Source organism: Winkia neuii subsp. neuii DSM 8576, from assembly GCF_000420405.1.
GTDB lineage: Bacteria > Actinomycetota > Actinomycetes > Actinomycetales > Actinomycetaceae > Winkia > Winkia neuii.
Map to the genome: position 1 here is coordinate 14,596 of NZ_ATUW01000010.1, position 23,348 is coordinate 37,943.

22 protein-coding genes are annotated in these 23,348 nt (G+C 53.8%); 15 read left to right on the forward strand and 7 right to left on the reverse strand.

Annotated elements, in window-relative coordinates; translation table 11 throughout:
* The first annotated feature begins 4 nt into the window (after window positions 1–4).
* From sufD to G437_RS0108880, 6 genes are read left to right on the forward strand one after another with little or no spacing between them, the layout of a single operon-like run.
* Window positions 5–1,189 carry a Fe-S cluster assembly protein SufD gene (sufD, locus tag G437_RS0108855; protein WP_024332202.1) on the forward strand — a complete coding sequence of 395 codons (1,185 nt, stop codon included), beginning with the start codon at window positions 5–7 and terminating at the stop codon, window positions 1,187–1,189.
* Window positions 1,186–1,518: a non-heme iron oxygenase ferredoxin subunit gene (locus tag G437_RS0108860; protein WP_024332203.1), complete on the forward strand. Its 333-nt coding sequence runs from the start codon at window positions 1,186–1,188 to the stop codon at window positions 1,516–1,518. Before sufD ends, G437_RS0108860 begins: the two co-directional genes overlap by 4 nt.
* A gap of 10 nt (window positions 1,519–1,528) precedes the next feature.
* Complete coding sequence (sufC, locus tag G437_RS0108865; protein WP_024332204.1) at window positions 1,529–2,281, forward strand: Fe-S cluster assembly ATPase SufC; 753 nt, start codon at window positions 1,529–1,531, stop codon at window positions 2,279–2,281.
* Entirely contained in the window at window positions 2,281–3,576 is a 1,296-nt protein-coding gene (locus G437_RS0108870; RefSeq protein WP_024332205.1) for an aminotransferase class V-fold PLP-dependent enzyme, read from the forward strand. Before sufC ends, G437_RS0108870 begins: the two co-directional genes overlap by 1 nt.
* Complete coding sequence (gene sufU / locus G437_RS0108875) at window positions 3,577–4,071, forward strand: Fe-S cluster assembly sulfur transfer protein SufU (RefSeq protein ID WP_024332206.1); 495 nt, start codon at window positions 3,577–3,579, stop codon at window positions 4,069–4,071.
* Window positions 4,072–4,080: 9 nt separating this feature from the next.
* Window positions 4,081–4,539 carry a metal-sulfur cluster assembly factor gene (locus tag G437_RS0108880; protein ID WP_024332207.1) on the forward strand — a complete coding sequence of 153 codons (459 nt, stop codon included), beginning with the start codon at window positions 4,081–4,083 and terminating at the stop codon, window positions 4,537–4,539.
* A gap of 39 nt (window positions 4,540–4,578) precedes the next feature.
* Here G437_RS0108880 and tgt read toward each other — a convergent pair whose 3' ends face one another.
* From tgt to G437_RS0108895, 3 genes are read right to left on the reverse strand one after another with little or no spacing between them, the layout of a single operon-like run.
* The gene (gene tgt / locus G437_RS0108885) at window positions 4,579–5,796 is read right to left on the reverse strand and encodes a tRNA guanosine(34) transglycosylase Tgt (protein WP_024332208.1); all 1,218 of its coding nucleotides are present in this window, start codon (window positions 5,794–5,796) and stop codon (window positions 4,579–4,581) included.
* Window positions 5,793–6,476 carry a queuosine precursor transporter gene (locus tag G437_RS0108890; RefSeq protein WP_024332209.1) on the reverse strand — a complete coding sequence of 228 codons (684 nt, stop codon included), beginning with the start codon at window positions 6,474–6,476 and terminating at the stop codon, window positions 5,793–5,795. Before G437_RS0108890 ends, tgt begins: the two co-directional genes overlap by 4 nt.
* Before the next feature lie 20 nt (window positions 6,477–6,496).
* Window positions 6,497–7,948 (reverse strand): PucR family transcriptional regulator, encoded by a 1,452-nt coding sequence (locus G437_RS0108895; RefSeq protein ID WP_024332210.1) that lies wholly within the window; start codon window positions 7,946–7,948, stop codon window positions 6,497–6,499.
* Between the two features lie 113 nt (window positions 7,949–8,061).
* On the opposite strand from G437_RS0108895, the gene gabT reads away from it, so the two are divergent.
* The 3 genes from gabT to G437_RS0108910 are packed head-to-tail and all read left to right on the forward strand — an operon-like array spanning window position 8,062 to window position 12,127.
* Window positions 8,062–9,384, forward strand: a complete 1,323-nt coding sequence (gene gabT, locus G437_RS0108900; RefSeq protein WP_024332211.1) for a 4-aminobutyrate--2-oxoglutarate transaminase — start codon at window positions 8,062–8,064, stop codon at window positions 9,382–9,384.
* Window positions 9,385–10,638, forward strand: a complete 1,254-nt coding sequence (locus G437_RS0108905; RefSeq protein ID WP_024332212.1) for a Glu/Leu/Phe/Val family dehydrogenase — start codon at window positions 9,385–9,387, stop codon at window positions 10,636–10,638.
* A 13-nt stretch (window positions 10,639–10,651) separates the two neighbouring features.
* A complete protein-coding gene (locus G437_RS0108910) occupies window positions 10,652–12,127 on the forward strand; it encodes an NAD-dependent succinate-semialdehyde dehydrogenase (RefSeq protein ID WP_024332213.1) in 1,476 nt (491 codons plus the stop codon).
* Between the two features lie 373 nt (window positions 12,128–12,500).
* Here G437_RS0108910 and G437_RS0108915 read toward each other — a convergent pair whose 3' ends face one another.
* Together G437_RS0108915 and G437_RS0108920 are read right to left on the reverse strand one after the other, a co-directional pair.
* Window positions 12,501–14,057, reverse strand: a complete 1,557-nt coding sequence (locus G437_RS0108915; RefSeq protein ID WP_024332214.1) for an APC family permease — start codon at window positions 14,055–14,057, stop codon at window positions 12,501–12,503.
* Entirely contained in the window at window positions 14,047–14,937 is an 891-nt protein-coding gene (locus G437_RS0108920; protein WP_024332215.1) for a universal stress protein, read from the reverse strand. The genes G437_RS0108915 and G437_RS0108920 overlap by 11 nt, the downstream gene beginning before the upstream one ends.
* Before the next feature lie 288 nt (window positions 14,938–15,225).
* Here G437_RS0108920 and G437_RS0108925 point away from each other — a divergent pair, with 288 nt between their 5' ends.
* The gene (locus G437_RS0108925; protein WP_024332216.1) at window positions 15,226–16,596 is read left to right on the forward strand and encodes an aspartate aminotransferase family protein; all 1,371 of its coding nucleotides are present in this window, start codon (window positions 15,226–15,228) and stop codon (window positions 16,594–16,596) included.
* 51 nt (window positions 16,597–16,647) lie between these two features.
* Here the strand turns inward: G437_RS0108925 and ypfJ are convergent, their stop codons facing one another.
* Window positions 16,648–17,553, reverse strand: coding sequence for a KPN_02809 family neutral zinc metallopeptidase (gene ypfJ / locus G437_RS0108930; protein WP_024332217.1), 906 nt, complete (start codon window positions 17,551–17,553; stop codon window positions 16,648–16,650).
* 73 nt (window positions 17,554–17,626) lie between these two features.
* Between ypfJ and G437_RS0108935 the strand changes: the two genes are divergently transcribed.
* The gene (locus G437_RS0108935) at window positions 17,627–19,240 is read left to right on the forward strand and encodes an ABC-F family ATP-binding cassette domain-containing protein (protein WP_024332218.1); all 1,614 of its coding nucleotides are present in this window, start codon (window positions 17,627–17,629) and stop codon (window positions 19,238–19,240) included.
* A gap of 21 nt (window positions 19,241–19,261) precedes the next feature.
* The gene (locus G437_RS11440) at window positions 19,262–19,549 is read left to right on the forward strand and encodes a hypothetical protein (protein ID WP_024332219.1); all 288 of its coding nucleotides are present in this window, start codon (window positions 19,262–19,264) and stop codon (window positions 19,547–19,549) included.
* A gap of 18 nt (window positions 19,550–19,567) precedes the next feature.
* On the opposite strand, the gene glgC is transcribed toward G437_RS11440, so the two are convergent.
* Entirely contained in the window at window positions 19,568–20,806 is a 1,239-nt protein-coding gene (glgC, locus tag G437_RS0108945; protein WP_029769525.1) for a glucose-1-phosphate adenylyltransferase, read from the reverse strand.
* A 96-nt stretch (window positions 20,807–20,902) separates the two neighbouring features.
* Between glgC and glgA the strand changes: the two genes are divergently transcribed.
* From glgA to G437_RS0108960, 3 genes are read left to right on the forward strand one after another with little or no spacing between them, the layout of a single operon-like run.
* The gene (gene glgA, locus G437_RS0108950) at window positions 20,903–22,099 is read left to right on the forward strand and encodes a glycogen synthase (protein ID WP_024332221.1); all 1,197 of its coding nucleotides are present in this window, start codon (window positions 20,903–20,905) and stop codon (window positions 22,097–22,099) included.
* 34 nt (window positions 22,100–22,133) lie between these two features.
* Window positions 22,134–22,925, forward strand: a complete 792-nt coding sequence (locus G437_RS0108955) for an ABC transporter ATP-binding protein (RefSeq protein ID WP_024332222.1) — start codon at window positions 22,134–22,136, stop codon at window positions 22,923–22,925.
* Window positions 22,922–23,347, forward strand: coding sequence for an NfeD family protein (locus tag G437_RS0108960; protein ID WP_024332223.1), 426 nt, complete (start codon window positions 22,922–22,924; stop codon window positions 23,345–23,347). Before G437_RS0108955 ends, G437_RS0108960 begins: the two co-directional genes overlap by 4 nt.
* The last annotated feature ends 1 nt before the right edge of the window (window position 23,348 follow it).

Consider the following 23,348-nt stretch of genomic DNA (forward strand, 5'->3'; position numbering starts at 1 on the left):
CGATATGAAGACCGATCATTCTAAAGCTGTACTTGCTTCTGAAGGTATCAGCCAGCAAAAGTCTAAGGTTGCTTCGTCGCGGGCAGACCGTGAGTCGTCTTTTTCCGTAGATGATTTTCCCGTTCCTACCGGGCGCGAGGAAGATTGGCGTTTTACACCCTTGGAATTGGTTTCGGATTTGTTCGATCCGCAAATTAGTGGTCCCGCGCCTAAAGTTCGCATTTCTGAGGGGGAAAGTAGCCAGATAACCCTCAGGCACGTCGATTCCGATGAGCACAAACCGGTTGTTGGCAAGCCGGGCGATCGCACAGCCGTAGTTGCCTGGAATGCGTCTAGGGAAGTTTCTACTCTGGAAATTGCCGAGGGCGTGCAGGCAGATGTCCCGGTAGTTGTCGAGGTCGAGGGCTCGTCGCTAGAGCCGGCGGCGAGTCACCTGGTTGTGCGGGCGGGCGCGAATTCCAGTGCGACTATGGTATTGCGGCATTCGGGGAGCGCTTGTGTCACCCAAACAGTAGAGGTGGATGTCGCTGACGGCGCAAATCTGACTCTCGTAAGTGTGCAGGAGTGGGACGAAAAATCTACTCATGCCGCCAACCACCGTATTCGTGTAGGCCGTGACGCATCACTGAAGCATGTCGTAATCACGCTTGGCGGGAAGGCAGTGCGCCTGTGTTCGGATGTGGAATACGCGGGCCCGGGCGGGGAAGTGAACATGCTGGGGGTTTACTACACCGACGCCCATCAGCACCACGAACATCGTTTGTTTGTTGACCACGGTCCTAAGAACTGTTATTCCCGCGTAGCTTACAAGGGAGCGTTGCAGGGTAAAGGGGCACATTCGGTTTGGATAGGCGATGTTTTGATCGGAGCCCAGGCGTTTGGCACAGACTCCTACGAGTTGAATCGCAACCTGGTGTTGTCGAAGGGGGCCATGGCAGATTCGGTTCCTAATCTCGAGATCGAAAACGGCGAGATTGAAGGGGCCGGACATGCGTCCACCACCGGCCGTTTCGATGACGAGCACCTGTTCTACTTGATGAGCCGCGGCATTGACGAGAAGACTGCACGCCGTCTAGTTGTCCGTGGTTTTTTCGCCGAGCTAATCAACCAGATTGGGGTGGCTTCAGTCGAGGAACACCTCATGCAGAAGATCGAGGAAGAGCTCAATCAGGGGGAGGCCTACGCGTGAGTTTGCAACTGGCCTGTAAAGTCGGCGATTTGGAGGCTGGAGAGGCAAGATGCATCCAATTAGCCGATGCTTCCGGACGAAGCCACAAGGTAGCCCTAGTTCGCGACACGGACGGCGGCTTTCACGCTATAGGGGATACTTGTACCCACGGTGACGTGCCTTTGTCGGAAGGCGATATTGAAGATGGCACCATCGAGTGCTGGGGCCACGGAGCCGTCTTCGATCTAGAAACCGGCGAGCCGACGTTGCCCGCAACTGAACCCGTGCCCGTTTATCAACTAAGTCTTGACGGCGACGATGTTCTTGTCGACGTCGATGCCCGCAAGTAAAGGAAGAGGAATGTCGACTTTAGAAATCAAAGGTCTGAAGGTATCGGTCCAGACCAACGAGGGGCCGAAGCAGATTTTGCACGGAGTTGATCTGACTATCAATTCCGGCGAAGTGCACGCGATCATGGGCCCGAACGGCTCAGGTAAGTCAACCCTGGCATACTCTATTGCTGGGCACCCCGGTTACACTATCGACGACGGGGAGGTATTGCTGGATGGGCACAATATCTTGGAAGGCACTGCCGACGATCGAGCGAGGGCCGGTCTTTTCCTGGCAATGCAGTATCCAGTTGAGGTCCCGGGGGTGTCCGTTTCTAACTTCCTGCGCACTGCTCGCACCGCTGTGGATGGAAAACCGCCGGCTCTGCGTACTTGGACGAAGGAGCTTAAGACGGCTATGCAGGATTTGCGAATAGATCCTGAATTCGCAAACCGCGATCTAAACGCTGGTTTCTCCGGTGGCGAGAAGAAGCGTCATGAGATCTTGCAAATGCGTATTCTGCGCCCGAAATTCGCTGTGCTCGATGAAACTGACTCCGGTCTAGATGTCGACGCACTCCGCATTGTCTCTGAGGGCGTGAACGCGGTTCACAATGAGGTCTCTTGTGGCATTTTGTTGATTACGCACTACACGCGCATTTTGCGCTACATCAAGCCCCAGTTTGTACACGTGTTCGTGAACGGACACGTGGTTGAGCAGGGCGGCCCTGAACTTGCTGACCAGTTGGAAGAAGAAGGCTACGACAGGTTTACCGGAAAATAATGAATAACCGCCAAAACTTTGCAGATTTTAGCGACAGCGAGCTGGAAGGCTTACGCAAGGATTTTCCTATCACCACTCGGATTGGTCGGGGCGGCGAGCCATTGGCCTACCTGGACTCTTCCGCTACTTCGCAAAAACCGAGCTGGGTCATGGATGCCGAATCCGATTTCTTCGCCCACCATAATGGGGCAGTAAATCGCGGTACCCATCTGCTCGCGGACGAATCGACAACCGCTTTTGAGGAGGGGCGTAAAGCAGTCGCGAACTTCATTCATGCCAGGAGTCAGGACGAGGTGGTTTGGACGCGGAACGCCACCGAGGGCATAAATCTTCTTGCGTACTCGTTGCTGAATGCTTCACTTGGTGCAGGCGGTTCTGAGGCTGACGGTTTTCGTCTTGGTGAGGGCGACCGGATTGTTGTTACCAGGGCTGAACACCACGCTAACCTGGTTCCTTGGCAGCAGCTTTGCGCGCGCACCGGGGCGGAATTTGCTTGGTTAGATTTAGATCAGGATGGCTGTATTGATCTAGATACGCTAGAGGCTATAACCCCGAATACGAAGGTGGTGGCTTTTACGCACGTGTCCAATGTGACCGGTGCGATTAGCCCAGTAGCTCAAATTGTAGAGAAGGCCAAATCTGTGGGAGCACTGGTGGTTCTAGATACTACTCAGTCTGCTGCTCACATGCCTATTTCGGTAGTGGATCTCGGGGTGGACTTTGCTGTTCTATCCGGGCATAAGCTGTGCGGTCCTACAGGGATCGGTGCGCTCTGGGGACGCCGGGAGTTACTTTCGGCTTTGCCACCCTTTATGACGGGCGGTTCCATGATTACTGACGTAGACATGGAGCGCACTCAGTTTCAAACTGCCCCCGCCCGTTTTGAGGCGGGCACCCAGGCGGTTGGACAGATTGTGGGGTTCAAAGCGGCTCTCGACTATCTTTCAGAAGTATCGATGGAACGTGTTGCCGCTCACGAGAGGGCAATTACTGAGCAACTACTCGAGGGGATACAACGCATAGACGGGGTCAAGGTACTCGGTCCTGCTTCTATCGAAAATCGGGTTGCCGTAGTTTCGTTCGTGGTAGATGGCGTGCATCCGCACGATGTGGGCCAGATTCTGGATTCTCACTCTATTGCTATCAGGGTGGGCCATCACTGCGCGATTCCGTTGCACAAGCACTTTGGAGTAAGAGCTTCTGCCCGCGCCTCGGCTTCTCTGATCACTTCCAGTGCCGAGATTGACCGATTTCTCGACGCGCTCAAGCAGGTCCGCCAATTCTTTGGAGTGTAAATGTCAGATTTAGAGCAGATGTACCAGCAGGTGATTTTGGATCACGCCCGACTCCGGTATGGAAGTGGAAAGGCCGAGGGGAAAGCTGCCTCTCACCAGGTCAACCCTACGTGCGGTGACGAAGTTACCCTGGCAGTGAATCTGGATGAAAACCAGAATATCGACCAGATCGCCTGGGATGGCAGCGGCTGTTCTATTTCTCAGGCTTCACTGTCGATCATGTCCTCGATGGTCGAAGGCAAGTCGGCTAATTACGCACGCAAGCTGTATGAAACATTCTTGCGCATGATGCACGGTCAAGGGGCAGAGCCTAGCGAAGAAGATTTGGATATTCTCGAAGATTTGGCAGCTTTCGAAGGCACAGCGAAATTTCCGGCACGTATTAAATGTGCGTTGCTGGGGTGGATGGCACTGATAGATTCGCTCTCGCAGGCCCAAACTCACGGCAAAGGTCAGGCAAGCGGGACTGCACCGCATGCAGACTGCAAAGCGTAAGGAGACCACATGACTAATCCAATGGCTAATCCCGATCCGGTACCGGAGCGCTTTACCCAGGGTGGGCCGGCATCGCTGGCTGCAGCGCACCAGGAAGGTCACCAGCACAAGCAAAACCAATCCTTCGGGGAGGTCGATAGCGAGGTGGCTGAAGGGGCAACAATTACCGAGGAAGACGTCCTCGAGGCGATGCGGGACGTTATTGATCCTGAGCTTGGTATTAATGTTGTCGACTTGGGGCTTGTCTATGGAGTGCATATAGACAAGAACAACGCGGTAATAATGGATATGACGCTAACCTCTGCAGCTTGTCCGCTAACCGACGTAATTCAAGACCAGGCCGGGACGGTGTTGGCGTCCATGGCGTCGGCAGTCGCTATCAATTGGGTGTGGATGCCACCGTGGGGGCCAGACTGCATAACAGACGAAGGTCGTGAGCAGCTGAGAGCTCTAGGGTTCAACGTTTAGGTTCCAGGTCGCGAAGGTGGTGGCGCGGTGCCGCCACCTTTATTTTTTCCCGTAGAAGCGGCCTAGGGTTTGTGTCTTGAACTCGTGGTAGTAGCCCTCTTCGATGGCCCTCCGAATTCCTGCTACCAAAGTCACGGTGAAATGCTCGTTGTGGATAGTAGCTAGGGTAGAGGCGAGCATCTCTTTCGCCTTGAACAGATGGTGCAGGTAGGCCCTGGTGTAATGCGTGCAGGTATAACATTCACATTTTTCGTCAAGAGGCCGGAAATCCCGTTTGAATTCTGCACGTGTGATATTGACCCGCCCACCGGGAAGATAGATTGCTGCATTGCGAGCGACCCTCGAGGGGTTTACGCAGTCGAAGGTGTCAGCACCGTTTTCAATGGCACTGAAAAAATCGTCAGGTTCGGAAATACCGAGCAGGTGGCGGGCCTTAGACTCTGGTAGTTCCTCGCACACCCAACCAACGATTTTGCCAAGGTTTTCTTTTTCTAGCGCGCCCCCGATTCCGAATCCGTCGAAGCTAATGCCGTCTATTTCCATAGTCCCCAGATCGCGGGCGGCCTTTCGGCGCAAGTCTTCGTATTGCGCACCTTGGAGAACACCGAATAGCTGCTGGTACGGTTTGTTGGCTCTTTCTGCGGTGAGTTGCTTGTGAGCACTAAGGCAGCGTTCGGCCCAACGCCGGGTACGTTCCAACGAGGTGACCTGGTAGTCGTATGGGTGTACCAGCGAGGTGAGTTCGTCGAAGGCGAACATAATATCTGCGCCGAGATGATGTTGGATTTGCATCGAGATCTCGGGAGTAAATCTATGCTTAGAGCCGTCTAGATGGGAGCGGAATACCACTCCGTCCTCGTCGACAGTAGCGCGGTTTTTTAGCTGTGGCTTAGATATCGGGGCAGTCGTCTTTCCCGAGAATTCCTCCGAGAGAACTTTCTTGTACCCGGCTCCTAAACTGAGTACTTGGAACCCGCCAGAATCGGTGTAGGTAGGCCCCGGCCAGTTCATAAATGCTGCAAGGCCTCCGGCCTCGTCTACAATTTGGGGGCCGGGCTGAAGGTATAGGTGGTAGGCATTGGCAAGTAAAGCCTGCGCCCCGAGATCTGCCATTGATTCGGGCAATACCGCTTTTACAGTGGCCTTAGTGCCCACCGGAATGAAGGCCGGAGTTGCAATATCTCCGTGTGGAGTATGAATAGTTCCGGTCCGCCCAAGGTGACCCTCAAGGCGCACCCCAATCTCGAAACCCTTCACTTTTTGGCCTCCAAATATTTAGTCTCAGCGCGTTTCAATAGATTTATTACAGGGTACGTTACCGGTAGCAAAACAACTTCGAGTAGGCACTTGTACACGTACCCGGTCACGACATAGTTTAGGAACTCCGATCCTGTGATCACCCCGTAAAACGCAATAGTGCAAAATATGGTGGTGTCGGCCATCTCACCGACCAGGGTGGAAGAGATTAGGCGCACCCACAAGTGCTCTTCGCCGAACTTGTCTTTGATCAACACCAGAACCTTCGAGTTTAACAGTTGACCAACCAAGTATCCGCATACCGATGCGGCAACTATGCGAGGTACGAAACCTAACACGGACTCGAAGGCCTCTTGGTTCTTGTAGCCGGGCCCAACTGGGGCAATTTGTACAAGGTAAAAGATTGCGGAGGCTAATATCGAGATTGCGAAACCCGCCAGGATGGTTCGTTTAGCTGCCTTGAAACCGTAGATCTCGGACAGTACATCGGCGAGTATGTAGGTGAATGGAAACAGTACTGCGCCGCCATCAAAGATAAGAGAGAATCCGCTAAATGGGGTGTTAACAGCGATTAGTTTGGTAGCTGCGATATTAGACAGTAATAAGAAGGATACGAACAATATCGCTATCAGGTCGTAAAAACGTGAGGAATTGCGGGGCTGGTAGTTAGCGATGGTCATGTACGCCATTGTATTTAGAACTATTCGAGGGCGCGAAGCGAAAACCATACTTGCACTCTGGCGGCGGGGTCATCCAGGTTAATATGCAAAAGTCGCTGGGCTTGCTCCAATTTCATGCGAACGGTATTTCGATGTAGAGAGGTTTCTTGGCTCACCTGGGCAATGTTTCCGTTCGCGCCTATGAAGGCCGAAAGTATAGTTCTAAGCTGGGGTTGGGAGCGCAGGGGATCTAGAAAATCCTGCGCCCAGCATACTGCGTCTGCCTCGTCCACCAGTGCCATAATTGAGTTCCCTGAGACCTCCTCCCAGGAAACTTGTGGTCGCTTGGCGGTAGCTTTCTTTAGTGCTATCTCCGCCGTAGCTAGCGAACGGGACACGTCTTGTTGGCGCTTGGGGGAGCCCACCGCAGTCATAATGTCGTGATCTTGTAGATGCGACAAAAGGAGAGGAAGAGCCGAAGGAGAAATCAAGATATGCAGCCTATCCTCGGTTAGGCGTGTAGGGGCTGCAAAGGAGTTTTCTACGCGCTTGTGAACTCGTTCGAGCTGCAAGCGGCTGCCCTTGACGGCTACTACGGTCAACTTCGAATCTAAAGGCTTCGAATGTGGGTAGGCCAGCGCGTATATTTCGCGGGCTGTGTGCGGGTCGCCGGCTAAAAATAGCTCTAGAGAACGTCTAGACAGCGCGAGCCTGGTGGCGGCAAGTTTCTCTTGGCTCGCTTGCGCAGTCTGCAGCAGTAAGCCTGCAGTCGATATCGCCTTCCTAGTCCACTGGGGCAGCGCATGCGCGGCTTTCACTACCAGGAAGGTGCTGGAGGCATGCAAAGAGCCTGCTGGCAAAACTATAAGAGTTTGAAGGGGAGTTATTTCAGAACTTGCGACGCTCCCGCAGCGCTTTACAGCCGCTAGCAATTCGTCCGCCTGAAACGATGCGGTTGGAGGGGAGGCAATAATCCTCTCGCCCGTGGTGAGGGCACAGTCGGCCCTTACAATATCTCCTAACTTGGTCAAGATTGATTTTATTGGCGTAGACGAGCAGGCAGCCCCAATTAGATCTTGCTGGGCCCGCCCAAGCAATCTTTCTTCGGCTTCGGCCTCTTCTTGTAGAAGGTCGGCAACAAGGCGTGAAATGCGCACGAAGTTAGTTTGCTCGGGAACTTCAATCAGATTCAGCTCTGCCTGGCGGGCGGCAGCTAGAAGAGCCCGGGGAACTTTGCGTTGCCAAGGGCCGATGCCAAACGCGAGGGCGCTAACCTGGCGCGTCTGCAAGCGGGAGACATATTCTGCCCAAGCCCCAGGGGAGCTTGGATTGCCACAGGAGGTGGTGAGTACCAGTTCGCCGCCCTCGAGGAAAGGGGTTGGATCAAGATGCTCCGTTACGGCAACCCACCGAATGGAAGCGCTTGGATTTGGGCACCACAGGGGGACCAGTTCGATGGAGGGCTGGTGTAGCAGATCGGAGATGCAAGCCATGCTGTAAGTCTTGCACAAATATAGTTGAAAATTTGTGCACTTTAACTGTGGCGCGCATGCGTCTAGGACCATAGTCTCAGATTGTCAGCATTAGTGAATGTTGGAGGACAATGATGTCACAATCACAGTTCCCACAGGTTCGTAAATTAGTTACGGAGCTGCCGGGGCCAAAATCGAAAGAATTTGCGCAGCGAAAGCAAGAGGCAGTTTCTTCGTGCGTGGCAACGCAAAATCCGATCTATGCCCAGTATGCCGGCGGAGGCATAATCGTGGACTTGGATGGAAACAGCTTTATCGACATGGGTTCCGGCATCGCCGTAACCACGGTCGGGGCAACAAACGAGCGAGTGGCGGCGGCTATAAAAAAACAGGCAGACCACTTCACTCACACCTGCTTCATGACTACCCCGTATCAAGGTTATGTTGAGGTTTGTGAGTTCTTGAACCAGGCTACGCCGGGGGATTTTTCAAAGCGGTCGGTCTTGTTGAACTCAGGTTCGGAGGCAGTCGAGAACGCGGTCAAAGTAGCTCGCCAATATACGGGAAAGCCAGCTGTCGCTGCTTTCGAACACGCCTACCATGGCAGGACCAACCTAACTATGGCGATGACCTCGAAGGTTAGCCCGTACAAGTCAGGGTACGGGCCTTTTGCCCCCGAAGTTTATCGGATGCCAATGTCAAATCCCTACCGAGATGGCTTGAGCGGGGATGAAGCGGCAGCTCGCACCATAAACTGGCTCGAGAAAATGATCGGCGCCAAGAACTTGGCTTGTATCGTTATTGAACCCTTGCAGGGCGAGGGCGGGTTTATAGTTCCCGCGGAGGGATTCTTACAAAACTTGGCGAAGTGGGCGAGTGAAAACGAGGTAGTTTTCGTTGCCGACGAGGTACAGTGCGGTTACGGCAGAACGGGAAAGATGTTCGACTCAGAATGGGAAGGCATCACCCCCGACGTAATCTGCACCGCCAAAGGTATTGCTGGAGGAATGCCTCTTTCTGCAGTTACTGGTCGAGAAGAAATCATGAATGCCGGAGTTGCCGGCGGGCTAGGTGGCACCTACGGGGGCAACCCGGTCTCGTGCGCAGCTGCCTTGGCTGTAGCTGAATCTATAAAAAAGGATGGGCTACTAGAAGTTGCCCAGAGGTTCGAAAAAATAATTCGCGAGCGTCTTAGTGCGTTAGCAGCATCTGACCAGCGCATTGGCGACGTCCGTGGTCGAGGCGCAATGATGGCGATTGAATTGGTGGATTCGGAAGGCAAACCGGATGCCGGCCTAGCTAAAGAGATCCAGAATCGGGCCTACCAGCGGGGGGTCATCCTCCTTGCCTGTGGGACCGAAGGCAACGTAATTCGCATGCTGCCTCCGCTATCTATGCCAGATGAACTACTTGACGACGCCTTGGGCGTCATAGAACAGATCCTAAAGGAGATATAAATGGCTGATCAAATACAGGGGCCATACGAGGATGCAAAGACCCAGCTCCGCAAGGCTCAAGAGATCCTTGGGTTTTCGGATGCTGACTACGATCTGCTGGCCATACCTAGACGCGAGATGTCCGTAGCAATTCCTGTAAGGCGCGACGACGGAACTTCGGAGGTCCTACACGGCTATCGCGTTCAGCACAACCTTTCGCGAGGCCCTGCCAAAGGGGGTATTCGCTTCGCGAAGCAGGTAGATCTTGACGAGGTACGCGCTCTCGCAATGTGGATGAGCTGGAAATGCGCGCTCCTCTGGCTGCCTTACGGTGGAGCAAAGGGGGGTGTGCGAATCGATCCAGCCAAATACTCCAAGGCCGAGCTCGAGCGCGTCACCCGCCGATTCACTGCCGAAATTCTGCCAATTATCGGTCCCGAAAAGGACGTTCCGGCGCCAGATGTAGGCACTAACGAACAAACCATGGCCTGGCTCATGGACACGTACTCACAGTCTGTTGGGTACACGGTGCCGGGGGCGTGCACGGGCAAACCGGTAGAGCTAGGGGGTTCGTTGGGGCGTGCAGAGTCTACTTCCCTGGGAGTCTTCTTAATGGTGAAAGCCGCCTTGCAAAAGCTGGGTGTGAGTATAAAGGGCGCGACTGGTACCGTCCAAGGCTTCGGCAAAGTTGGGCGCGGCGCGGCTAAATTCATGTCCGAGGCAGGTATGAAGGTTGTAGCCGTATCTGACGTTTACGGGGCTATTCGCAACGACGACGGTATAGACATTGCAGCTCTGGGGGAACATGTGGACTCCACCGGTAAAGTGGTCGATTTCGAAGGCGCTTCAGCAATGGATCCCGAAGAAGTATTGATGCTCGATGTAGACGTAGTCGTACCGGCCGCAATAGAAGGTGTGCTGCGCGAGGACAATGCTGACCAGGTGAAAGCTCCAATTATTGTTGAGGCAGCAAACGGGCCCACAACTTCGCAGGCAGATGAGATCCTGAATAAGAAAGGCAAACTCATCGTTCCCGATATTTTAGCCAACTCTGGGGGCGTTCTAGTTTCGTACTACGAATGGGTCCAGTCTCGAGATAACTTCTTCTGGGACATTGAACGTGTTCAAAACGAGCAATCTCGCAGAATGTTGGCCGCTTGGGATGAGGTAGACGAGTATGCCACTGAAAAGGATGTGACACTGCGCGTCGCAGCTACTGCGTTAGCTGTGGATCGCGTTTTGCACGCCCACAAACTACGCGGGCTATACCCGTGATCGGGAGGAACTGATGTCTGTCGAAATACCACGGTCGCTGCAGGATTACGTTCGTGAGTTGAATCCTGAAGAGGGCATTTGGATTGGAGGGCGCGCTCACCAGAGCGCAACTGGCAAGACATTTGCCGTTCACGATCCGGCTACTGGAAAGGTCATTGCTCAGGTTGCAGCGGGTTCGAAAGAAGACGCCAAGGCTGCAGTAGATGCCGCCCAGCGGGCGTTCGCAAGTTGGGCAAACACTCCTCCTCGCGAGCGAGCCGAGATTTTGCGCAAGGCTTGGGAACTAATGCTAGATGAGGCCGAATTACTGGCAGGCCTTATGGCTTGGGAAAACGGCAAGGCAATGGCCGATGCTAAAGGCGAAGTCACTTACGCAGCGGAGTTCTTCAGGTGGTACTCGGAAGAGGCCGTTCGATCGGATGGGGACTATGCGATTCCACCGGCCGGTGGAAGCCGGCTGATAGTTACTCATCGCCCGATTGGGGTAGCCGCCCTCATAACGCCGTGGAATTTTCCGGCCGCCATGGCTACCAGAAAGATTGCTCCAGCTCTGGCTGCCGGATGCACGGTGGTCCTCAAGATGGCTTCCGAAACTCCGCTTACCGCTCTAGCTGTTATGCGTATCTTGCAGAAAGCAGGGGTGCCTGATGGGGTAGTGAACATGGTTCCGTCGGCTAATTCGGCGGATATCTCCTCTACCTGGTTAGCGGATCCGCGGGTGCGATTGATCTCTTTCACTGGTTCAACTGGAGTTGGTTCGCTACTTATGCAGCAGGCCGCCAAGAGGATTGTGAACTCGTCTATGGAACTTGGGGGCAACGCCTCCTTCATTGTGGGGCCCACGGCCGATGTGGAAGCTGCAATCGAAGGCGTAATGGTTGCGAAGTTCCGGAACGGGGGGCAAGCGTGTACTGCAGCAAATCGCCTTTATGTGCACCAGGATGTAGCCGAGCAATTCATTGCTGGTTTGTCCAATAAGGTGAAGGAACTAAAGGTTGGTTCTGCTTTTACCGAGGGCGTAGAAATAGGCCCGCTCGTAAATCGGAAGGCTTTAGAGTCAGTACGGGATTTACTGGCCAAGGCAGAAGCCGAGGGGGCCGAGGTAATTGCTAGAGCGCCTCTTCCAGATCTAGAGGGGTACTTCCTAGAGCCGCAGGTCGTCCAGGTAAAGGACAACTCTTCTGCACTATTCCAAAACGAGATTTTTGGGCCTGTTGCCCCGATCTTGGTTTGGTCTAATACCGAGAGCATGCTGGCGGACGTAAACTCTACGGAGATGGGGTTGGCCTCTTACATTTACGGTGATCTACAGTGGGCACTATCTACCGCTGAAAAGATTGAGGCTGGCATGGTCGGGGTAAACCGTGGATTGGTCTCTGACCCGGCTGCCCCCTTCGGTGGGGTAAAACAGTCTGGAATTGGCCGTGAAGGGGGGCGCGCGGGCGTTCGTGAATTCCAAGAGACACAGTATTTCAGTGTTGCTTGGTAGCAGGGATAGGAAGGGTATGGGAATATCCCAACGCTCTGTCCTCTATTCGTTGGGACGTTTTTAGCAGTTTCCATCTCTAGAAATCGAGGGTATGAGCCCGGTGTTGAGCCGGTCTCATACCCTCGGTCTTTTTCTTTGGGCTAATGAAGCTGTACCCCGTGCTTTGGTATTTGCGAGTCTGGTTCGCACCTGCAGATGGATCCCGGAGCACTCCCTGCAGCCATGGCCGCTTTCGAACAAGTGATCAGACGAATCTGCCCGTCATACGAGAGGGTAAGTCTTGCGCGTAGATATTCCTAGGTGTAGGCAGTATGTTAGCTGGGCTAGCTTTTTGGGAGGCAGAGCGCAGCATGCAAGGTGCTTTCTCAACAGCCTATTTGTCCTCTTTTATTGCTATGGCGGTGGGCGGATCCTCGTTGCCTGTAGGAGGTGCCACTGATTTACGCAGAGGGGACCTACCGGCGAAGAAATCGGGATACTTCAGGCGGCAGAGGAGCATGAGTATTACCCCTGTACCTAGTAGGAGCAGGGTAAGTATAAATACGAGCCCGATTCCGCCAATTTCCGATCCAGATCCAAAGGCGGGATCGTAGGAGTCGTAGGTGGTGACTACCAGGAGGGTAAATAGCATGAGTGCTCCCGCACCTGGGAACAGGAAAGTCATAAAAAAGTTGTGCACCGAGGTAAACCAACGTTTTCTGAAATAAACCACGCATGCTAGAGCAGTGAGCCCGTAGTAAAAACAGATCATTGCTCCAAGCGTGGCTACGGTATCCCAGAGGACTTTCTCGGAAAGGAAGCGCATCACTGTATAGAAAATTCCCGCAGTAATTGCGGCCAGCACCGTAGAGAATCCCGGGGTGAAGTACTTGGGATGAATAGAGGCAAGTTTTCGTGGGGCGGCGCCGTAGTACCCCATAGACAGGAGGGTGCGAGCCGGCGAGACTGCAGTCGATTGCAAGGATGCCATTGTCGATACTAAGACGGCTACTGAAATTAGAATTGCCCCGCCTCCGAGCACCGGGGTTGCGAGGGCGAAGAACGCGTTGTTAGCGATCTTTGGGTTACCGAGTCCGAGTTCGTCAGTAGGGTCTACGCCTGCGTAGGTCATGGCTCCCAGTGAAACGAACATATATATGAGGACGACGATCGTGACGGTTAGTGTGGCGGCTTTACCTGGGGTAGACGCTGAGCCTTTTGTCTCTTCAGACATGGTCAAAGTGACGTCCCAACCCCAGTAGATGAATAGCGCTACTGATACTCCTGCGGCGAGCTGGCCCATTGATCCCAGTTCTAACGGGTTAAACCACGAAAGTGAAATTTGATTGAAATGGTAGGCCTGGCCCGTGTAAGCAAGGTAAAACATGACTGCGCCAAAACCAACAAAGACTATCAACTCGAATGCGACCAAAATGTACTGCACGATTTGAGCGGTTTGCATGTCGCGGTAAGAAACCCAGGTAGCTACGGCCATGAACACAAGGCAGGTTGCTATGTTCACGGCAGTGTTTTGCGACAGGTCCGCCAACTGAGGATTTCTGGTGATTTGCGCGAGGGCAAGATAGAAAAAGTCGACGGCAATTCCGGCTAGGTTAGACAGTACGACGGTGGTGGCTATTATGAGTCCCCACCCGTTGAGCCACCCTAGATAGGGGCCAAAAGCTCTAACTCCCCAGGTGAACGAGGTGCCAGCATCGGGAATAGCTGCGTTTAACTCGCGATATCCGAAGGCAGTAAGGAGCATTGGCACGAAACCCACGAGCAAGATAGCTGGTAACTGGTGTCCTACTGCGGCAGCGGTGGGACCTATGGCGCCGGTCAATGTGTAGGGGGGAGCGATGCAGGATAGGCCTATGACTATGGCTCCTACCAGCCCAACTGATTCGGCAGAGAGACCTTTTGAGGATTGTGCTTTTGGCTCATTGCTCACGGCTGCCTCCCAGTTCAGTTATTGGCTCGGCACCGTCGCGCGGAACAACTACTAGGGGTACGGGTATGGCCCGCATAATTTTGGAAGCTACCGAGGACATGAAAAGCCTCCTGGGCTGGGCTAACTGCGAAGACCCCAATACTGCTAGGCCGCTCTCGCGCCAGTCGGTGTTTGTTGCCGCGTCCTCGATCGAGTCACCTACGGTGATCTCGAGCTCGATGGGGTAGTCGCTCCCCAGTAGTGATTCGGCACGGGTTCGCACATATTCGATATGCTCTTTGGCTTTTTTCCTGGCTCTGCTTTCGGTTTCGTCCTCAGAGGGACCTTTGGCGGCAACCCAAGAGACAATGCGTAAGGGTACCTCGCTGCGCTTCGCTAGAGAACACGCATAGGTAACTAGGTCGGAGTTGCCGGGTCTGTTGTCGGCTCCGACGGTAACTCTAGTTAGTGCTTTTACTTTTAGCTCGCGCATTCCCCGCGGGGCGAGGGCAAGTGGTACCGGACAGGTAGCCATTAGGGCGTAGCCAACTGAGCCTAGGGTAAGGCGACCCAGGGCTGAGCGCCTAGAACCCGATATGACCAGCATCGTGGGGTCAAATTCCTCCACAGCTTCTAGCAATCCTTCTTCGGCACTATCGGCGTAACGAATATGGGTGCGTATGGTGAGTGTGGATCCTTCAATTGCCTCTTCCATCCAGGCACGTGCCTGTTCTTCAACTAGGACGTCGTATGAGGCATCGGGCATGACCACGCTGGCGCGTTCACGTAAAATTATCATTACGATATCGACAACGGCATCAAAAGATCTAGCAAATATGCATCCAAGTTTTAGGGCGTCGCGGCCGCGTGGGGCGCTGGTGTATCCCACTAGAACGGACATAGCTGTTAGCTCCTTCCGCTAGCTTGCTGGACTTCTTTGGGCAGCAATACTAAGTGTGGTTCACGCTACTATAAATGTTTTTGGGCGGCCACCGGAAGCGCCCGGTCGAAAGTGTAAACGCTAGTAAATCTTCTTTAAATAGTGCGTTTTGCGTTTTGATTGTGTAAAGTGTGTATCGCACGACCAGCGTAGGCCGTAAGTCCCAAGTGTGCGGCAGGTATGACTTAACTTCAACGGTGAAGTGCGATTTGCAGTTTTATTGGCTTAGGCGCCAAAACGGAGGAGTAAATGACTGTACAACTCGATGAAAATAGGATCCAGAAACTCATTGAGGAGCAGGAAAAGATTCTCAATGACAACACGCAAGAATCTAAGCGGATGTACGAATCCGCCAACCATCTTTCAAACGGAGTGGCTTCCGCCTACCAGTCGCGCGATCCGTGGCCCATCTACATTGATCGTGGTTCCGGTGCGAAGATCTGGGATGTTGACGGTAACGAATACTACGATTTCCACAACGGCTACGGCTCAATGGTGCAAGGGCACGGCCATCCGGCTATCGGGAAGGCCTTAGCCGAACGGTGGCCAAAGGGCTCGCATTTCGGGGCAGCAACCGAGGACGACATAGTGGTGTCGAATCTGCTTGCGCAGCGTTTCGGACTCGAAAAATGGCGCTTCACTAACTCTGGTTCCGAGGCCACTATGGACGCCATCCGCATTGCCCGCGCTTACACTGGCCGTGACACTATTATGAAGATCTTCGGATCCTACCACGGTCATCACGATGCAGTTATGGTGTCCATTGGCGTTGACTACGAAGATATTGGTCCCCGCGATCATTACAAGCAGCTGCCATATGGCGGTGGCATTCCCGATTCTACCGTCGAGCTTACGGTTCCGGTTCCGTTTAACGATGCCGAGGCGATGGAAGCGCGCATTGTCGAGCTGGATAAGGAAGGGCGCAAACCCGCCTGTGTAATCATGGAAGCTGCCATGATGAACCTAGGAGTCGTGCTTCCCGAGCCAGGTTATTTAGAGGCGGTGCGCCAAATTACCAAAAAGCATGGGGTGGTCTTGATTTTCGACGAGGTAAAGACCGGTCTTTGCGTGGCCGCTGGGGGTGCCACCGAGCGCTTCGGAATCACCCCGGATATGGTTACACTGGCGAAGGCTCTGGGTGGGGGGCTACCAGCGGGCGGCATAGGCGGAACCTCTGAAGTCATGTCCGTGGTCGAGGACCACACTGTAAACCAGGTGGGTACCTATTCGGGCAACCCGCTCTCTATGGCTGCCGCCCGTGCCTCGCTCGAACAGGTTCTGACCAAGGACGCCTACAAACACCTAGATCACCTCAATGAGCGGATTTTAAAAGGGTGCAACGAGGTCATTGCAAAGTATGACATTGACGCCTATACGGTAGGTATCGGGTCGAAGGGATGTGTTACTTTCTCGGACGCGAAGATCGTAGATTACGAGTCCTACGCCGAACACCAATCCGGTGGCATCACTGATTTAGCTTGGCTCTGGAACATGAACCACGGTATTTTCATGACCCCGGGGCGTGAGGAGGAGTGGACGCTTTCGGTAGTACACGACGACACTGCGATTGACGCGTATGTGGGTGCTTTGGATTCGTTACTCGCTGAAGTTACTAAGTAGCCGAAAGTATGTGGGCCCAGCTACTTGCTGGGCCCACATACTTTTTCGATGCTATAGGTCGGTGGCACTGAAGGTGTCGCAAGCCTGCATGGATCCCTGTTCTATGCCGGTTTTAAACCATCTTGTACGCTGCTCGGAAGAACCGTGCGTCCACGAATCAGGGTTTACCCCACCCTGGCTCTGCTGCTGCAGATGGTCGTCACCGATAGCGGCAGCCACGCCAAGAGCATCGGCAATTTGGGTGTCAGAGGGCTTTTGCAAGAATGCTTCCCCGCTGTTCTTGTCGACCGTTTGCGATGCTCGGTTTACCCAAATTCCTGCGTAACAATCTGCTTGTAGTTCCATACGCACCGCATCGGAGCCGTCGCCGCTTTGGCGCGTGTCGTGGGCGGTAAATTGGCCTGTCAGGTTTTGAATGTGGTGGCCGAATTCGTGAGCAACAATGTATTCCTGCGCCAGGGGGCCATTCTTTGCACCGAATTGGCTCAGTTGTTTGAAGAACGACAGGTCGAGATAGACTGTTTTGTCGCCGGGGCAATAGAAGGGTCCGACATTCGCAGAGGCCGTACCGCATTGGGTAGAAACGGAGTTTTGAAAAATCTGAAAACCGGGCTTGGCATATTCGGTGTTTGCCTGCTGGGGAAGCTGCTCGCCCCACATCGCATCCAAGGACTGTGCCGTGGCGACCATTCGGCATTCATCTTTCTGGTTTGCTGCCTGTCCGCTGGTGCAATGGGACAGATCAATACCTGGGGCCGCAGATTGGGATTGCTGTTGTCCACCGCTTCCAGTCAAACCGCCTATTAGGTCAACTCCCGTAAGCTGAGAAATAACTACTAGGGCGATAACTACCAACAGGGAGCCGCCTCCGCCTATCGCTAGGCCGCGGCCGCCGCGCCCTCCTTTTGAGGTGGTGACTCGCCCCGGGTCCAACTGGATGTTGTCATTGAAGCTCATACACAAATGGTAAGTTACCTAGCCAGATTTGGCTTCTTTTTAGTGTGTCCTCACTCTGTTTTAGGATAGGGCAGTGATAACTGCGAAGGATTTGTCCATTTCCATTGGCGACCGTCAACTAGTTCGCGAGGCGAATTTTACTATTCGCAAGGGCGATCGCATCGGCCTCGTGGGACGCAACGGCGCTGGCAAGACTACCACTATGACACTTTTGGCTGGACTTGCCGAGGAGGAAGGCGTAATAGCCTACTCGGGTGAGGTCACCTCGTCAGGGACCGTGGGTTATCTATCTCAAGATCCCAAGGTAGGTCAGCCAAACCAGAGTGGGATGGAGCGGATACTTGAAGCTCGCGATCTAGCCAGAATGTTACAAAAGATCGAAAAAGCGCAGCAGCAAATGTCGACGCTTACAGGCACAAAACAACAAAAGGCTATGGAACGCTACGTTCGTCTAGACCACCAATTTACTGTTTCGGGTGGCTATGCGGCTAGAGCTGAGGCAGCCCAGATTGCTTCTAACCTAGGTCTCAGCGAACAAACCGTATCTCAGCCTTTGCATACGCTATCTGGTGGGCAGCGTCGCAGAGTAGAACTTGCCAGGGTCCTTTTTTCTAAAGCTGACATTTTGCTGTTAGACGAGCCGACCAACCACCTAGACCACGATTCAATTGTGTGGCTGCGAGACTATCTTCGTACCTACAGCGGCGGGTTTATGGTAATAACCCACTCCGTGCAGCTGCTAAAGGATACGGTCAACCAGGTGTTCTACATGGACGCCAACCGCGGCGTAATAGATATCTATCAAACTGATTGGGATACGTATCTAAAGCAGCGCAGCGAAGATGAAAAACGACGTGCAAAGATGAGGGCAAACGCCCTGCGTAAGGCAGAGGCTCTGCGTGCGCAGGGCGAAAAAATGCGTTATAAAGCCACTAAGGCAGTTGCTGCTCAGCAGATGCTGCGTAGAGCCGAGGAGCTACTCGCTTCTGTGGGTGGCGGCGAAGAACAAGAAAAGGTTGCTAGACTGCGCTTTCCGAGCCCCGCCCCGTGCGGAAAAGTGCCGCTCAGGGGGGTAGAGCTCACTAAGACCTATGGCTCTCTGGAGGTATTTTTAGGGGTTGATTTAGCTATTGACCGAGGCGCGAAGGTAGTAGTACTCGGTTACAACGGCGCCGGGAAAACTACCCTCCTGAGGCTCCTGGCTCGTATTGAAGAGCCGGATATGGGCGAGGTGCTTGACGGACATGGTCTAAAACTTGGCTATTATGCGCAGGAACACGAGACCTTGGACATGCAAGCTACCGTACTCGAGAACATGGCGCATGCCGCACCCGATTTAGATGATACCCATGTGCGAAACATTTTAGGCCAGTTCCTCTTTACAGGTGACGACGTGTACAAGCCTACGCGCGTTCTCTCGGGAGGCGAGAAAACGCGTCTGGCTTTGGCCACGCTGGTTGTCTCTGCTGCCAATGTCTTGCTCCTAGACGAGCCCACCAACAACTTGGATCCGGCCTCGCGCGAGGAGATTCTGAACGCGCTGCGAAACTACGAGGGTGCCGTGGTATTAGTAACGCACGACGCGGGGGCAGTAAAAGCTCTACAACCACAGCGGGTTATATTGTTGCCCGACGGAGACGAAGATCTCTGGGACGAAAGCTATATGGACTTGGTGGAGCTAAAGTAGTCAGTCATTCTTCTTGAGGTATTGTTCGAGCGTCTCGACCCGGACAGGGAAATCCCGCAACTTTACGTAATCGACGAGGAAGTCTCGGTGTCCAGGGCAGGCGAGCCAAACTTTTTCGCGCCCGTAGTGCAGCTTTGGATTTCGCCAGCAGACGGCGAACTCAGCGGGCTCAGTGCACTTGCGTGCCGAACATTTCATCTCGACGTACCTTCCGATGGCGCCGGCGGCGCATACCACAAGTTTGCACCAGCAACCCTAGCAGGTTTCCGCTACAGAGAAACTTTCGGGCACTCGCTAGGGTCTGCCTAGTCACCGCCAAGCTAAGGGCTATCGAGGGATAACTAGCCCCTTCGGAGCTACAGCAATCCCGGACTTGGTAACGGTGAGTCCGCGAGCGCGATCGTGGTCGAAATCGAAACCGACCTTAGCGCCTTCTTCGACAACTACGTTCTTGTCTAAGATGGCACGCTGGACTTGGGCATGTCGGTTAATGCGGCAGTTGTGCATAACGACAGAATCGTCAACTCGGGAATAGGAGTGTACATATACCCCGGGTGAAAGCACAGACCCTTCGACGTGCCCGCCAGATATAGTTACGCCCGGAGAGACCAAAGAATCCACCGCTAGCCCTCGCCTGCCTTCGTCGTCAAAGACGAACTTAGCTGGGGGAGTAGAGCCTTCAATCTGAGTGTAGGTGGGCCATTCTTGGTTATAGAGATTGAAGATAGGGTGGACCGCGATCAGGTCCATGTTGGCATCGTAGTATGCATCTAAGGTTCCAACGTCGCGCCAGTAGTCGCGGTCGCGATCAGTGGATCCGGGGACGCGGTTGTCGATGAAGTCATAGAAACCAGCTTCACCGTGCTCAACGAAATACGGGACGGCGTCCCCACCCATGTCGTGGCTGGATTCCTTGTCAAGTGAATCCTGCTCGAGGAAGTTGACAAACGCGTCGGTGGTGACGACGTAGTTACCCATGGATGCCAACACCTTAGAGGGGTCGTCTGGGAGGCCGGGAGTAGAAGATGGCTTTTCAACGAAGGCGGAAATCTTGTCGCCCTCCGTTTCGAGAATTCCGAATTGGTTAGCAAGTTCGATAGGTTGCCGAATGCCAGCAACTGTTAGCGATGCCCCCGTTTCTATGTGTTTGCGGACCATCTGTGAAAAGTCCATGCGGTAAATGTTGTCTGCTCCAACGATAACCAGGTAATCGGGTTTTTCGTCGCGGACAATGTTCAACGTCTGATAGACCGCGTCGGCCGATCCCAAGTACCAATGCGCTCCTTTGCGCTGCTGGGCGGGAACTGGGGTCACGTAAGATCCGAGCAGGGTCGACATGCGCCAGGTTTTGGAGATGTGCCTATCCAGTGAATGCGACTTGTATTGAGTAAGTACAACAACTTTTGTGTACGAAGAATTGACCATATTGGAAAGGGCGAAGTCAATCAGCCGGAAGTGCCCCCCGAAGGGAACCGCGGGCTTGGCACGGTCGGTTGTAAGGGGCATCAGGCGTTTTCCTTCGCCACCGGCAAGAACGAAAGCTAATACGCGTGGTGTTGACGACATGCTTCAACTTTACCGGGCTGAGAACTGCCCGCGCTGGAGTTTGGAATTAGATAAAGTAATGGTGTTCACATATAGGCTAGCTGTTAGGAGTTCATCGTGCGCGTAGACCTGTTGACCCGTGAATATCCCCCTCACGTTTACGGTGGCGCCGGTGTGCATGTTGAAGAACTGGCAAAAGTGCTGCGCAAAGATATTGCGGTGCATGTGCATGCCTTTGATGGGCCTCGCTCCGAAGAGGGGGTGCGCGGGTACGAATATCCGCTCCAACTGAAAAACGCGAATGGGGCGCTCAAAACCCTGGCAGTGGATATACAGATGGTGCCCTACACCAAGGGGGCCGATGTGGTTCATTCGCATACCTGGTACGCAAACATGGCTGGGCACTGGTCTAAGCTGATGTGGCAGGTGCCCCACGTAATTTCGGCGCATTCTTTGGAGCTTCTGCGTCCGTGGAAGGCAGAGCAGCTAGGGGGCGGTTATCACCTTTCCTCGTGGGCCGAGAAAACAGCCTATGAGGGCGCCGACCAAATTGTGGCGGTATCTAATGGTATGCGCGAGGATATTTTGCGCTGCTACGAAAACGTCGATCCGCAAAAGGTCCGCGTCATTCACAATGGCATAGATTTGGCAGAATGGAAGGTGCCAGAGGACACTGCCAGAGTCCAAGAAATACTGGCTAAGTATGACATAGATCCGTCCCGCCCTACCGTCGTCTTTGTGGGGCGAGTAACCCGCCAAAAAGGCTTGCCCCACCTACTCAAAGCGCTTCGTTACGTGGACCGTGAGGCTCAGATTGTGCTCTGCGCCGGAGCCCCAGATACTAAGCAGATTGCCGCTGAAGTTCAAGGTCTGGTCAGCGAACTGGCCCAGGACCGCACCGGTGTCAAGATGATCACCGAGATGCTTCCGCGAAATGAACTCATTGCGATCTTGTCTGCGGCAACTGTATTTGTTACGCCGTCAATTTACGAGCCTTTGGGGATTGTGAATCTTGAGGCCATGGCCATGTCTTTACCTGTGGTGGGAACCGAGACTGGGGGAATCCCAGACGTGATCGTAGACGGTGTAACAGGCTTCTTAGTACCCATCGAGCAGAAGAAAGATGGCACAGGCACCCCGCTTGAGCCAGCGCAATTTGAACGTGACATGGCCGAGCGCATTAACGCTCTTCTAGCAGATCCGGCCCGAGCAAAGCAGATGGGAGAGGCCGGATTGGCCAGGTGTAAAGAGCATTTCACCTGGTCATCCATAGGAAACAAAACCATCCAGATGTACAAGGATTTGTTGCATTAGAGCGGGAAAAGACCAAACCGTATAAGGTAAAAATATGGCAGCAGTTATAGAGCTAAATGGGGTCGGGGTGCACCGTGGCACCGAGGAAATACTAAAGGACATCAACTGGGGTGTACGCGAGGGCGAACATTGGGTTATTTTAGGCCCTAATGGGGCCGGCAAGACCACTTTAGTTTCACTGCTTACAGGCGCTGTGCAGGCAGATGAGGGCACAGTGAAGGTGCTGGGTGAGGAACTTAGTGCAGTCGACATTGCGGAGCTGCGCTCAAGGGTAGGTACTATCGGCGCGGCGGCTGATCAGCTGCTTGAGCCGCAGACTTTGGTAGAAGATGCAATATTGAGTTCTGTGTATGGACAGCCAGCGTCAGCAGAACAGACCTTCGAGGAGGTGGATACCTCTCGAGCGGCCGATTTGCTCGCCCTTTTTGGAATCTCTCACCTAAAGGATCGCCAGGTGGGGAGCTTGTCGGACGGGGAACGCCAGCGCGTTATGATTGCCAGGGCTCTAATGCCCGATCCCGAGGCGCTAGTCTTAGACGAGCCTGCAAGGGGACTAGACTTAGGTGCCCGCGAGGATCTGCTTGCAGCCCTAACCGAGATTTCTAGTGACAAACACGCTCCTGCCATGATCATGGTTACCCACCACGTTGAGCAGATTCCAAAGGGCTTCACCAACGCACTAGCACTTAAGGACGGTGCAGTAGAAAAAGAAGGTCCACTTGGCGAGGTACTCACCTCTAAGGTAATCTCTGCCCTGTTTGATTACCCCCTGTCGGTCGGTGGCAGCGAAGGGCGCTGGTGGGCTCACAAGGATCAGGCGAAATGAGTGGCTGGATCTGGGTTGGGGCAGCTCTGCTAGGAGTGATTGTCGAATTACTCAGCGGTGATTTCTTCTTTTTAATGCTGGCAATCGGGGCTGGGGCTAGCGGTGTCAGTGCTTTCCTTGCTCCGGAGCTTTGGTGGCTTCACATCCTGCTTTTCGCGGCTGTCTCTTCGGTGCTGGTGCTGACAGTGAGGCCGTTTCTGAAAAAGAGGATTGAGTCGTCAACTCCTAAAGTTGCCTTTAATGCTTCTCGTTATCGCGGTAGGTGCGGGGTTGCTACCTCTTCGATCAATAGTGCGGGCGGCACGATTATGCTTCACGGAGAGCGTTGGAGTGCTGTAAGCGAAGAGCCGATCAATGAAGGCGAAACTGTAACTGTAGTTCGAATAGACGGGGCGCGAGCCGTGGTAAAAACCACCGATTAGA